The 11,589-nt window shown below is 58.7% G+C and carries 11 protein-coding genes; 5 read left to right on the top strand and 6 right to left on the bottom strand.

Annotated elements, in window-relative coordinates; all coding sequences use genetic code 11:
- Window positions 1-25 precede the first annotated feature (25 nt).
- The 4 genes from ACRER8_RS24770 to ACRER8_RS24755 form a co-directional block, all read right to left on the bottom strand.
- Window positions 26-316 (bottom strand): hypothetical protein, encoded by a 291-nt coding sequence (locus ACRER8_RS24770; RefSeq protein WP_431748804.1) that lies wholly within the window; start codon window positions 314-316, stop codon window positions 26-28.
- A gap of 211 nt (window positions 317-527) precedes the next feature.
- Entirely contained in the window at window positions 528-3,338 is a 2,811-nt protein-coding gene (locus ACRER8_RS24765; protein WP_431748803.1) for an FAD-binding and (Fe-S)-binding domain-containing protein, read from the bottom strand.
- Window positions 3,339-3,405: 67 nt separating this feature from the next.
- Window positions 3,406-4,551 carry an FMN-dependent L-lactate dehydrogenase LldD gene (lldD, locus tag ACRER8_RS24760; RefSeq protein ID WP_431748802.1) on the bottom strand — a complete coding sequence of 382 codons (1,146 nt, stop codon included), beginning with the start codon at window positions 4,549-4,551 and terminating at the stop codon, window positions 3,406-3,408.
- 67 nt (window positions 4,552-4,618) lie between these two features.
- Entirely contained in the window at window positions 4,619-6,316 is a 1,698-nt protein-coding gene (locus ACRER8_RS24755) for a lactate permease LctP family transporter (RefSeq protein ID WP_431748801.1), read from the bottom strand.
- Window positions 6,317-6,737: 421 nt separating this feature from the next.
- Between ACRER8_RS24755 and ACRER8_RS24750 the strand changes: the two genes are divergently transcribed.
- Window positions 6,738-7,505, top strand: a complete 768-nt coding sequence (locus ACRER8_RS24750; protein WP_431748800.1) for a GntR family transcriptional regulator — start codon at window positions 6,738-6,740, stop codon at window positions 7,503-7,505.
- A gap of 170 nt (window positions 7,506-7,675) precedes the next feature.
- Here ACRER8_RS24750 and smpB read toward each other — a convergent pair whose 3' ends face one another.
- Window positions 7,676-8,158 (bottom strand): SsrA-binding protein SmpB, encoded by a 483-nt coding sequence (smpB, locus tag ACRER8_RS24745; protein WP_110951402.1) that lies wholly within the window; start codon window positions 8,156-8,158, stop codon window positions 7,676-7,678.
- Between the two features lie 129 nt (window positions 8,159-8,287).
- On the opposite strand from smpB, the gene ACRER8_RS24740 reads away from it, so the two are divergent.
- Genes ACRER8_RS24740 through ACRER8_RS24730 form a run of 3 tightly spaced genes read left to right on the top strand, consistent with a single transcriptional unit; the run spans window position 8,288 to window position 10,446 of the window.
- A complete protein-coding gene (locus tag ACRER8_RS24740) occupies window positions 8,288-9,691 on the top strand; it encodes a sodium-dependent transporter (protein ID WP_431748806.1) in 1,404 nt (467 codons plus the stop codon).
- Window positions 9,692-9,698: 7 nt separating this feature from the next.
- Complete coding sequence (locus ACRER8_RS24735; RefSeq protein WP_431748799.1) at window positions 9,699-10,133, top strand: type II toxin-antitoxin system RatA family toxin; 435 nt, start codon at window positions 9,699-9,701, stop codon at window positions 10,131-10,133.
- Window positions 10,126-10,446 carry an RnfH family protein gene (locus ACRER8_RS24730; protein WP_431748798.1) on the top strand — a complete coding sequence of 107 codons (321 nt, stop codon included), beginning with the start codon at window positions 10,126-10,128 and terminating at the stop codon, window positions 10,444-10,446. The genes ACRER8_RS24735 and ACRER8_RS24730 overlap by 8 nt, the downstream gene beginning before the upstream one ends.
- Before the next feature lie 87 nt (window positions 10,447-10,533).
- On the opposite strand, the gene ACRER8_RS24725 is transcribed toward ACRER8_RS24730, so the two are convergent.
- Window positions 10,534-11,058 (bottom strand): outer membrane protein assembly factor BamE, encoded by a 525-nt coding sequence (locus ACRER8_RS24725; RefSeq protein WP_431748797.1) that lies wholly within the window; start codon window positions 11,056-11,058, stop codon window positions 10,534-10,536.
- Window positions 11,059-11,156: 98 nt separating this feature from the next.
- Here ACRER8_RS24725 and fur point away from each other — a divergent pair, with 98 nt between their 5' ends.
- The gene (fur, locus tag ACRER8_RS24720) at window positions 11,157-11,564 is read left to right on the top strand and encodes a ferric iron uptake transcriptional regulator (RefSeq protein WP_110951407.1); all 408 of its coding nucleotides are present in this window, start codon (window positions 11,157-11,159) and stop codon (window positions 11,562-11,564) included.
- The last annotated feature ends 25 nt before the right edge of the window (window positions 11,565-11,589 follow it).

The raw sequence follows: 11,589 nt of genomic DNA, 5'->3' as shown, positions 1-11,589 counted from the left end.
GCTCAAGGCCGACCCCGGCCGATCATTACTTGGCAGTGCCGCCTTCGCTACCCGAACCGATGCGTTTCAGCTCTGCGATAGCCTTGGTGGTGGTTTCAATACACCCTTTGTCATCGTTAGCTTTTTGCTGAGCCAAAGCCTTCTCGTAGGCAGCATCGCTCTCGGTCTTGCTATCTGCCCCCAGATTCGATGAGGAGGATTTCTGAACATCTTTCAGAGTCTGCAGGTTGGCGCCGCAAAGGTCGTCGGCTGCGAATACCGGGGAACCCAACAGTGCAGCGGTAAGAAACAAGCCAGTCAGTGCTGTGCGCTTCATGTGTATCTCCTTAAACCTGTGGACTCGGTATGGCCGCTCTAACGGGGCCGGTTTCCGAGATAGAGGAATAAGCGCCGACTGGGTCGTGGCGCTTAAAGAGATGGACTATGCGCTATCGCAGGGGTTCTATTTATTTTGCAACTGGTGTGAAAAAGCCATGTTGCAGCATGTGTCGGCAAAAATGGAGCGAACGTCGCCCCATTTGTGTGCATCAAGCGGATCTTGGTCGAGTGACCCGATCCACCAGATAGACCAGTCCGTGGTAGTCGATTCCGCCATGCTGGCTGAGGCCGATTTCACAGGTGCGACTGGTGGAAATGCCTTCGCTGCAGTACTGCACCGCATCTTTTAGGGTGCGTAGCGAGTGTGCATTCAGCTCAGGTGTGGTGAAACCCTTGTCGCCCGCGAAGCCGCAGCAGTGAATGCCTTCAGGGATCACGACATTGACGCTGCACAGACGTGCCAATTCGATTAGCGCCTGGCTTTCTCCTAGATGTTGAGTGCTGCAGGTGACGTGCACCGCGATGGATTCTTGTTGCGGGGTGAACACCAGTTTGTCGAGCAGATGGGTGCGGATGAAACGCACGGGGTCGTAGAGGTCCAGACGGGTTTCTTTAAGGTCCTGAACCAGGCGCAGGGTGCAAGGACTGGTGTCGCAGTAGATCGGGTCGAGGCCGCCGCGACTGGCTTCAGTCAGCGCGGCCAGTAACTGCTGACGCTTTTCCTCAGCTTGCCCGGCGTAGCCTTTTGACGCGAATGGCTGGCCGCAGCACAGGTTGTCCTGACCCTCGGGGAACACTACTTGATAGCCCGCTTTTTCCAGCAGCCCGCGGGTTTTGTCCATCAACGACATCTGTTCATGATCCGCTGCGGCCGGGCCCATTACTCGGGACACGCAGGCGGCGAGGTACACCACGCGCGGGCGCTGATCTTCAATTGGCGGGGTAAAACGAATGGCGTTCTCCGGTTGCGGCATGGCCGGGGTCCATTGCGGGACACGACCAGATGAGGCCTTGGTCAGCGCAGCGGAAAGCTTCGCCAGCCGCGGCGCTCCCAGAAGCATGCGCGCGCCATTGGCGGCATGCAGGGTAAACCGCGCACCCTTGAGCGCGGCGATGAAATGCTCGGCCAGCCAGCCTGCGGTTTTGCCGTGCCTGGCTTGCTGCGCGCGCAGTTTTTTCACCAACTCCCCGGTATTGATACCCACTGGGCAGCGTTGCGCGCAAAGCCCGGTCGCGGCGCAGGTGTCGATGCCCTGATATTGGTAATCGCGCTCAAGCTCGGTGGTGTCGACGCCTGCGCGCTTTTTCGCCTGGATGTCGCGCCACATGACGATGCGCTGGCGGGGGCTCAGGGTCAGGCCTTTCGACGGGCAGACCGGCTCACAGAAACCGCACTCGATGCATTTGTCGACGATCTCGTCGGCGGCCGGCATCGGCTTGAGGTGTTTGAGGTGGATCTGCGGATCTGCGCTAAGCACCACGTCAGGATTGAGAATGCCGTTAGGATCGAGCAGGCGCTTGAGTCGCCACATCAATTGATAAGCGTCGCTGCCCCACTCAAGTTCGACGAAGGGCGCCATGTTGCGGCCTGTGCCGTGCTCGGCCTTGAGCGAACCGTTGAACTCGACGGCCACCAATTGTGTGACGTCATCCATGAAGGCCGAATAGCGGGCGACCTCTTCCGGGTCGTTGAAGCCCTGGGTGAAAACGAAATGCAGATTGCCTTCCAACGCATGGCCGAACAGGATCGCTTCGTCGTATCGGTGTTTATCGAACAGCTCGATCAGGCGGCGGACGCCAATGGCCAGTTGTTCGACGGGGAAGGTCACGTCCTCAATGATCACCGTCGTGCCGGTCTCACGCACAGCTCCAACGGCAGGGAAGGTGTCCTTGCGAATGGCCCAGAGACGTGCGTTTTCGGTCGGGTCTTCGGTGAAGTCGACCTGCTTCTCCACTGGAAAATGAGCGATCGAGCCCATGATCTGCGCGAGCTGTTCGTGCAGCAGCGGCTGGGTGGCTGCTCGGGCTTCGATCAGCAGGGCGCAAGCGTTTTCCGACAGCTCGCGTACGAAAGACGGCATGCCGGGTTTGTTCTGAACCGAGCGCATGCTGCGTCGGTCGAGTAGTTCGACGGCGGACACCGGCTGGGTTTTCAGTACGGTCACCGCGTTGCAGCAGGTTTCCACATCCGGAAACACAATCAGCGCCGAGGCTTTGTTCGGGTGATCGAGCACTGTGTCGTAAGTCACCGCGCTGATGAAGCCCAGCGTTCCTTCGGAACCGACCAACAGGTGGCTGAGGATATCCAGTGGCTCATCAAAGTCGACCAGAGCGTTGAGCGACAGGCCTGTGGTGTTTTTCAGGCGATATTTGTGGCGGATCTTTGCCGCGAGTTCAGTGTTGGCGCGAGTCTCGCGTCCTAACTGAGCCAGGCGTTCCAGAAGGTCGCTGTGACTTGCACGAAAGGCCGCGACGCTATCGGCGTCTTCGGTATCGATCCGGGTGCCATCGGCCAGCACCAGACGAATGCCTGCCAGCGTGTGGTAGGTGTTCTGCGCTGTGCCGCAGCACATGCCGCTGGAATTGTTGGCGACGATCCCGCCGATCTTGGCGGCGTTGATCGATGCTGGGTCGGGGCCGATCTTGCGTCCGAATGGAACCAGCCAGGCATTGGCCTGGGCACCGATCACGCCCGGTTGCAGGCGGATCTGCGCACCCTCGCGGCGGATCTCCCGGCCGTTCCAGTTATCGCCGAGCACCAGCAGCACCGAATCGCTGATGGCCTGGCCCGAAAGGCTGGTGCCTGCTGCGCGGAAGGTTACGGGGACTCTGTCGACCTGCGCCAATTTGAGCAGCGTCACCACTTCGTCTTCGGACTCGACGCGAATCACCAGTTTGGGGATCAGCCGGTAAAAGCTGGCGTCGGTGCCGAAAGCGAGGGTCGATAACGGATCATCGAAGCGGCGCTCGGCAGGTATCAGGCGCTTCACATCGGCCAGGAAGGAGGCGGGCAGGCTCATGCGGTGTTCCATGCAGTCATCCTAGTGGCGCCGCGACATCTGACGTGTCGCGTGTGCAATATGGTGGTCAGGCCAGCTGTTCACGGACCAGCAAGTCGCGGGTGATCTCGCTGATCGATTTGGCGCCGGTCAGCACCATCGCCACGCGCATTTCCTTCTCGAACAAATCCAGCAGATTCTTCACCCCGGCCTCGCCATGGGTGGCAAGCGCGTAAATGAATGCACGTCCAATCAGCACGGCATCGGCACCGAGGGCGATCATGCGCACCACATCCAGACCACTGCGAATGCCCGAGTCGGCGAGGATCTTCAGCTCGCCCTTCACCGCGTCGGCGATGGCTGGCAGAGCGCGCGCACTGGACAACACGCCATCGAGCTGACGGCCGCCATGGTTGGAAACGATGATGCCGTCAGCGCCGAATGTCACGGCGTCGCGGGCGTCTTCAGGGTCAAGAATGCCTTTGATCAGCATCGGGCCGTCCCAGAAGTCGCGGATCCACTCCAGGTCCTTCCACGAGATTGACGGATCGAAGTTGTTGGCAAGCCAGGCGATGTAGTCGGTAAGACCGGTGGGATTACCGCGATAGGCCGATACGTTGCCCAAGTCATGGGGGCGGCCGTTTACACCCACGTCCCAGGCCCATTGCGGGTGGGTCATGGCTTGAAGGACGCGGCGCATCGGGCCGTTCTTGCCGCTCATGCCGGAATGAAGATCTCGGTAGCGGGCGCCTGGCACTGGCATGTCGACAGTGAATACCAGCGTTTTGACTCCGGCAGCCTTGGCGCGCTCCAGGGCGTTGCGCATGAAGCCGCGGTCCTTGAGTACGTAAAGCTGGAACCACATGGGACGGTCGATGGCCGGGGCGACTTCTTCGATCGGGCACAGCGACACCGTGGACAGAGTGAACGGAATGCCTTTGGCCGTTGCCGCGCGCGCAGCCTGCACTTCGCCACGGCGGGCATACATGCCGCACAACCCGACCGGGGCCAGCACCACGGGCATGCTCAGGGTTTCATTGAACAATGTGGTCTGCAGGCTCAGTTCGGACATGTTCTTCAGAACCCGCTGGCGCAGGGCAATGCTGGCGAGGTCCGAGACGTTGTGGCGCAGGGTGTATTCGGCGTAGGCGCCACCGTCGGCGTAGTGGAACAGGAAGGGCGGAAGCTTGCGTTGCGCGGCTGCGCGGTAATCGGTGGAGGCGGAAATGATCATGGGGTCTCGCAACATTGAGTGAGCGGGGGCAGCGCCGGGCGATTTATCGCACCCGGCGCTCGTCTCGTTATTGAACCAACATGCCGGTCAACCAGTAAGCCTGGATGTAAGTGATGCAGCCGACGATGGCGGCGAAGAAGATGCTGTGCTTGACGGTGAACCGGAACAGATCCGACTCCTTGCCGACAAGGCCGGTGGCCGCACAAGCGACGGCGATCGATTGCGGGGAAATCATTTTGCCGGTCACGCCGCCGCTGGAGTTGGCGGCGACCATCAATATGTCACTGACGCCCACCTGATGCGCGGTTGTGGCCTGCAGCGAACCGAACAGTGCATTGGACGATGTATCGGAACCGGTCAGGAACACGCCCAGCCAGCCGAGGAATGGCGAGAAGAACGGGAATGCCGAGCCCGTCGCTGCCAGCACCAGAGCCAGTGTCGTGGACATGCCCGAGTAGTTCATGACGAAGGCGAACGCCAGCACCATGCCGATGGACACGATGGCCCAGCGCAGCTCGGTCAGTGTTTCTTTGAAAGTGGTGAGACCGGTTTTGACGCCGATACGCAGGACGATCATTGCCAGAATCGCCGACACCAGAATCGCGCTGCCCGATGCCGCGAGCAGATCGAGCTTGTAAACGGCAGGCATGGCGGTGGGGTTGGCAACAATCGGCGCGACCTTCATCACCAGGTTGTCCAGATGCGGCACCGGGAAACTCATGGTCAGCGCCTGCAGTGGACCGCCGGCGGCGAACAGCGCCTTGAACGGCTTGAGGGTCCAGATCGTTACCACCACGGTGAGAATCAGGAACGGTGACCAGGCCTTGATGATGGTGCCGGTGGAGTACGGGGACTTCTTGGTCGTGCGTGCCTGACCGAAGCCGCCAGGACCGCCGCCCATCACGACCGCGCCGCCACCCGCGCTGGCCACTTGCATGTCGGCCGCGCGAGCCGGTTGCCAGACCTTCAGGAAGAAAGTCAGGGATACGAGGCTGACCAGTGCCGAGGTGATGTCCGGCAATTCCGGGCCAATGTAGTTAGATGTCAGGTATTGCACGACGGCGAAACTGCCGCCCGCGACCAGCGCTGCTGGCCAGGTTTCCTTCACGCCCTTGACACCGTCCATCATGAACATCAGCCAGAACGGTACGAACACCGACAGCAGCGGCAATTGACGGCCTACCATCGCGCCGATCTTGAAGGTATCGAGTCCCGAAACCTGGCCCGCCACGATGACCGGAATCCCCAGTGCGCCGAATGCTACAGGCGCGGTGTTGGCGATCAGGCACAACCCTGCTGCGTATAGCGGGTTCAGGCCCAGACCTACCAACAGGGCTGCGGTGATTGCCACTGGCGCGCCGAAGCCTGCCGCACCTTCGAGGAAGGCACCGAAACAAAAGCCGATGAGCAAGACCTGTAGGCGTTGGTCGTCGGTGATCGACATGACCGAGCTGCGAATGATCTCGAACTGGCCGCTTTTGACAGTGAGCTTGTAGAGAAATACCGCCGCAATGATGATCCACGCGATGGGCCAGAGCCCGTAGAGGAAGCCGTAGATCGCTGAGGCGATTGCCATGTCTGCTGGCATTTGGAACGCGAAGATCGCGACCAGCACGGCGAGCACGAGGGTGATGGTACCCGCGACATGTCCCTTGAGCCTGAACACCGCCAGGGCCAGAAAGAAGAACACAATGGGAATGACTGCAACCAGCGCCGAAAGGCCCAGGCTGCCGAGTGGTGTGTAGAGCTGTTGCCAGGTTTGCATGTAGGAGGCCCCTTAGTTGTTTTTGGTTAGGCCCGGTGTCCATGTCTTACGTGCGCGGCTCCTGCAAGCGACAACTGTTTGTCTGTCGTCCTACCGGCGCTGACGAACGAATCGCACAGCTCACCAGCTCAAGCCTTTCACCGTCGTGACTGGCTTGCGGCGTGTCGCGGTGGATGACCACTAGTCGCCGGCACTTATAAATTGGTAATACCAATTTACAATGTCTTAGGGCTAGGTTAAAAGCCTTGGCATTGGTGTGTCAATTTATGACGCTAAAACTTTTGTAGTACATATCCCGATTACTTTCTGAGTCGGCAATTTGTCCGACATCTGCCGGGTGAATGTCTAAGCACAATCAGCGAGAATATGCGCCCCCTGCTGGTATGTCGGAGGGGCAGTTGGGGATGTGGAGTGGAGGGGTATGGGCTTTGATCAGGTGCGTCAGCGCCGCTTGTCTGACGATATTGTCGAACAGCTTGAGAGAATGATCCTTGAAGGTACGCTCAGGGCGGGCGGACGTTTGCCTGCCGAGCGCGCGCTGGCCGAGCAATTCGGTGTGTCGCGTCCCTCGCTGCGCGAAGCCATTCAAAAGCTCACCGCCAAGGGGCTGCTGATCAGTCGCCAAGGTGGTGGCAATTACGTGGTTGAGAGTCTGGGCTCGACGTTCAGTGACCCGCTACTGCCTCTATTGGAGAGCAGTTCCGATGCGCAGCGTGATCTGCTGGAGTTTCGCCATACGCTTGAAGCGTCCTGTGCCTATTACGCCGCGATTCGCGCGACGGATGTCGATCGCACCCGCCTGCGCGAGGCTTTCGATGCCTTGCAGGATTGCTACAGCAGGGTTGATGAGGTGAGTCGTGCGGAGGAGGGCGCCGCCGACGCGAATTTCCATCTGGCCATTGCCGAAGCCAGCCACAACGCCGTTTTGTTGCACACCATCCGCGGGCTATTCGACCTGCTCAAGCGCAACGTCGTGACCAACATTGGCGGGATGTACAAGCAGCGTGCAGAGACTCGCGACATGTTGATCAATCAACATCGTGAGCTGTATCTGGCGATTATCGAGGGGCGGGCTGACGATGCTCGCGAGGTATCGAGTCGTCATTTGCTGTACGTGCAGGAAGTGCTGGAAGAGGTGCGTCAACAGGTAGAGCGCACTGCGCGGGCTGAGCGGCGTAACGGGATATGAGGGGATTGCGGGTCTGACGAAGATCTGCGTGGAAGCGAATTCATTCGCGATAAATCTTACGAGTGATGGAGATGTTTGCCTTCACTGGCCAGTCGCGAATGAATTCGCTTCCACAGGTCTAGCGCCCGGCCAGCCCGCGATGGGGTGACCGGGTTGCGCGGGCAGTGAATTCAGTCTTCCTTGCCCTTCGTCCGCACGGCACGTTGCAGCTCGCGATCGGAATCGCGCTCACGCTCGGTGTGACGCTTGTCGTATTCCTTCTTGCCCTTGCCCAAAGCGATTTCGCACTTGATCAAGTGCTGCTTCCAGTAAAGGGAGAGGGCGACGGCGGCATAGCCTTTCTGCGAAACAGAGGTGATGAGCTTGTCCAGCTCGCGCTTGTTGAGCAGCAGTTTACGGGTGCGTGTCGGGTCAGCGATGACATGGGTACTGGCTGTCGTCAGCGGCGAGATATGGCTACCCATCAGCCAGGCCTCACCGTCCTTGAGCAGCACGTAACTGTCCACCAGCTGCACCTTGTTGGCACGCAGGCTTTTTACTTCCCAACCGGCCAGGACCAGACCGGCCTCGAACTTGTGTTCGATGAAGTAATCGTGTCGCGCCTTTTTATTCTGCGCGATGGTCCCTGTGGGATGTTTCTTGAGCTTGGCCATAGGCGACGCATTATAGGGATCAACGGGGCTCTCGGCTATGGGCTCCGCTACTGTGAAGCTGTGTGCTTGAGCACGTTGAGTGAATCCCGGACAATGCGCGATCTTTTTTGGGTGTTGGACGTATCAACGATGTCGACGGACAAGGTTTCAGTCCACGGTAGCTGGGCGAGTCGCTGGGTATTCATTCTGGCCGCCACCGGCTCGGCCGTGGGGTTGGGCAGTATATGGAAATTCCCCTACATGGTCGGCGTCTATGGCGGCGGCGCATTCGTTCTGGTGTTTCTGGCGTGCATTGCGCTGATCGGCATTCCGGTGATGATGGCCGAGACCTTGATCGGCCGGCGCGCCCGGCAAAGTCCGGCCAACGCGTTGAAGGTGCTGGCGCGGGAAGCCGGTCATTCGAGCAAATGGTCCTGGGGCGCATTCGCCGGGATGATCACCGCGCTGTTGATCCTCTCTTTTTACAGTGTGGTAGGCGGCTGGTCGCTGGAATACATCATCGATGTCGGCAAAGGTGATTTTCAGGCAGTGACGCCCGACGGCGTTGGTGCATTTTTTGGTGAGTTGATTGCCGACCCTTGGCGTCTGGTGGCCTGGCATACGCTGTTTATGCTGCTGTCGACGATCACTATCGCCAAAGGCGTCAACGCCGGTCTGGAACGCAGTCTGCGGATCCTCATGCCGCTGCTGTTCGTGTTGATGGTGATTCTGCTGGGCTACAGCCTGACCACCGGGCACTTCATGGAAGGCGTGCATTTCATGTTCGACTTCAAGCCCGAACAGATCATGGAAGGGTTGCTCCCGGCGATGGGCCACGCGTTCTTCTCGCTGAGTGTCGGCGTGGGTTCGATCATGATTTATGGCGCATACATGACCAAGGAAGCGTCGATCAGTGCAACCGTGGTCGGCGTTGCGCTGCTGGATACCTTCGTTTCGCTACTGGCTGGCCTTGCCTTGTTTCCAATTGTCTTCGCTGCGGGTCTCAATCCGAGTGAAGGGCCAGGCCTGATGTTCGTCACCTTGCCTTACGCCTTTGGTAACGTAGCGTTCGGTACCGTGATGGGCGTGGTGTTCTTCATTCTCGTCGCGGTCGCAGCGTGGAGTTCGGCGATTTCGCTGCTGGAACCGATGGTGGCGTATCTGGTGGAACGCACGAAAGTTCGCCGCGGCTGGGTCACCTTCTGGCTGTCGTTCATTTGCTGGTTCGTCGGTTTGGGGACGGTGTTTTCGTTCAACATCTGGAAGCAGGCCAAATTTTTCGTGAACGAAGGCGGCGCGTTTCATCTCTACCAGTGGGGTGCGACGGCGGGGCTGGACTTCTTTGGCGTGATCGATTTCTTCACGTCGAGAATCATGCTGCCGCTGGGTGGCTTGTGCTTTGTGATTTTCGCGGGTTGGGTGATGGGCCGTGAGGCGGTGCGCGACGAATTGTCGGTGCGCAGTCCGGCGCTATTCGCTCTGACGTTCTTTTTGATGCGCTACGTGGCGCCGATCGGCATTCTGATTGTCTTTGCCGCTCAGCTTTGGAAATAACGCTGACATGACTACGCATATTCAACGTTCGGCCCTGTTGCCCTATCCCGCAAAGGCGCTCTACGATCTGGTCAATGATGTTGCTCGCTACTCGGAATTCCTGCCTTGGTGCTCCGGCGCCAGAGTGTTGGAACATAGCGATACATCGATGCGTGCCCGGGTAGAAGTGGCCAAGGGCGGGCTGAGCCAGCATTTCGTGACTCGAAATACGCTGACGCCGGGGCAGACCATCGAGATGAACCTTGAAGAGGGACCGTTCAGCCAGCTGCATGGCGTCTGGACCTTCAAGGCGCTGAACGAGAAGGCGTGCAAGATCAGTCTCGATCTGTCCTTCGATTATTCTGGCTCCATCGTGCGAGCAACCCTCGGCCCCTTGTTCAATCAGGCCGCCAACACATTGGTCGATGCTTTTTGTCAGCGCGCCAAAGAGCTGTATGGCTGAGGCGATGATTCGCGTCGAAGTGATGTATGCCACTCCTGATCGTCAGGAGTTGGTCGCGCTCGACGTGCCCGCGGGTACGACGGTGCTCGCGACTGTCGAGGCGTCTGGCATCGCGCAACGTTTTACCGAGCTGCATCTGGCCCAGTGCCCTTTGGGGATATTCGGCAAGGTCGTGGCTGCTCCTGAGGCCCATCAGCTCAAGCCGGGAGACAGGGTGGAAATTTACCGTCCGCTGCTGGCAGATCCAAAAGAGGTGCGCCGTATGCGCGCAGAGAAGGCGGCACTGGCGAAAAAACAGCTGAAAGCGATTTAAGTTTTGCATTGGTTCGATTAAGCAGGCGTAAAAAAGCCCGGCGTTGCCGGGCTTTTTTTGTGCCGCCATTGAGTATGGCAGCGCGGATCAGCGTGGATCGGTATCCAGCGGTTCCTGAGTCGGGACTGGAACGGTTTCGACTTTGTCGACGTCGTTCTGAATCTGCTCGAGCAGGGAGCCAGGCTTCGGTGGCTCTTCCTTCTGAGGCTGATCCTCTTTGTTTTCGGGGGTGACGTTGGTGTCGCTGCTCTTGCCGAGGATCGCCTCGTCGCGGCTCACACCTGGCTTGAAGTCACCGGAAAGGCTAGCCAGTTGATCGTTAGCATTGAAGTTCAGGCTGACACGTTCCTGTTGGCGTTCACCGCCACCCGGCTGCAGGCTGTACAAATAGTCCCAGCGATCAGGGTGAAAGGTGTCGGTCAACAAGGGGTTGCCCATGATAAACCGTACTTGCCGTCGGGTCATTCCCGGGCGTAACTGGTCTATCATGTCCTGCGTGACGACATTGCCCTGTTGGATGTCGATTTTATAAACCCCGGGGAATGAACAACCGGCGAGTGCGAGCAGTCCCACGAAGGTGAAACTGGTTAGCAAGAGCTTGGTGTTTTGCATCGGTGGGCGACTTCCACTATCTTGGCTGGGACAACGTAAACCCCGATCATACCTGCATTAAGAGAAGCTGCGAAGCAGCGTCTGCGAGAAAGCTGACCATGGTTGAAAATAGCGAACTACGCAAAGCTGGACTTAAAGTGACCCTGCCGCGGGTCAAGATCCTTCAAATGCTCGATTCTGCAGAGCAGCGCCACATGAGCGCGGAGGACGTCTACAAGGCGCTGATGGAGGCCAACGAAGACGTCGGTCTGGCGACGGTTTACCGTGTTTTGACTCAGTTCGAAGCAGCCGGATTGGTGGTTCGCCACAACTTCGACGGCGGTCATGCCGTATTCGAATTGGCCGATGGCGGCCACCACGACCATATGGTCAACGTGGAATCTGGTGAAGTGATCGAATTCTTCGACGAAGAAATCGAGAAGCTGCAGAAAGCCATTGTGGTCAAGCACGGCTTCGAGCTGGTGGACCACAATCTGGTGCTCTACGTACGCAAGAAAAAAGCGTAAGTTTTTTTCTGATACAAAATAAAGG

Origin of the sequence: Pseudomonas sp. (genome assembly GCF_050739935.1) — a bacterium.
GTDB lineage: Bacteria > Pseudomonadota > Gammaproteobacteria > Pseudomonadales > Pseudomonadaceae > Aquipseudomonas.
The sequence above is the reverse complement of the archived record's forward strand: the minus strand, read 5'-3'. Positions and strand labels throughout refer to the sequence as shown.

Excerpts from the sequence above, each read along its gene's own strand:
- ACRER8_RS24770 (WP_431748804.1), bottom strand. The coding sequence starts at position 316 with ATGAAGCGCACAGCACTGACTGGCTTGTTTCTTACCGCTGCACTGTTG.
- ACRER8_RS24765 (WP_431748803.1), bottom strand. The coding sequence starts at position 3,338 with ATGAGCCTGCCCGCCTCCTTCCTGGCCGATGTGAAGCGCCTGATACCT.
- lldD (WP_431748802.1), bottom strand. The coding sequence starts at position 4,551 with ATGATCATTTCCGCCTCCACCGATTACCGCGCAGCCGCGCAACGCAAG.
- ACRER8_RS24755 (WP_431748801.1), bottom strand. The coding sequence starts at position 6,316 with ATGCAAACCTGGCAACAGCTCTACACACCACTCGGCAGCCTGGGCCTT.
- ACRER8_RS24750 (WP_431748800.1), top strand. The coding sequence starts at position 6,738 with ATGGGCTTTGATCAGGTGCGTCAGCGCCGCTTGTCTGACGATATTGTC.
- smpB (WP_110951402.1), bottom strand. The coding sequence starts at position 8,158 with ATGGCCAAGCTCAAGAAACATCCCACAGGGACCATCGCGCAGAATAAA.
- ACRER8_RS24740 (WP_431748806.1), top strand. The coding sequence starts at position 8,288 with ATGTCGACGGACAAGGTTTCAGTCCACGGTAGCTGGGCGAGTCGCTGG.
- ACRER8_RS24735 (WP_431748799.1), top strand. The coding sequence starts at position 9,699 with ATGACTACGCATATTCAACGTTCGGCCCTGTTGCCCTATCCCGCAAAG.
- ACRER8_RS24730 (WP_431748798.1), top strand. The coding sequence starts at position 10,126 with ATGGCTGAGGCGATGATTCGCGTCGAAGTGATGTATGCCACTCCTGAT.
- ACRER8_RS24725 (WP_431748797.1), bottom strand. The coding sequence starts at position 11,058 with ATGCAAAACACCAAGCTCTTGCTAACCAGTTTCACCTTCGTGGGACTG.
- fur (WP_110951407.1), top strand. The coding sequence starts at position 11,157 with ATGGTTGAAAATAGCGAACTACGCAAAGCTGGACTTAAAGTGACCCTG.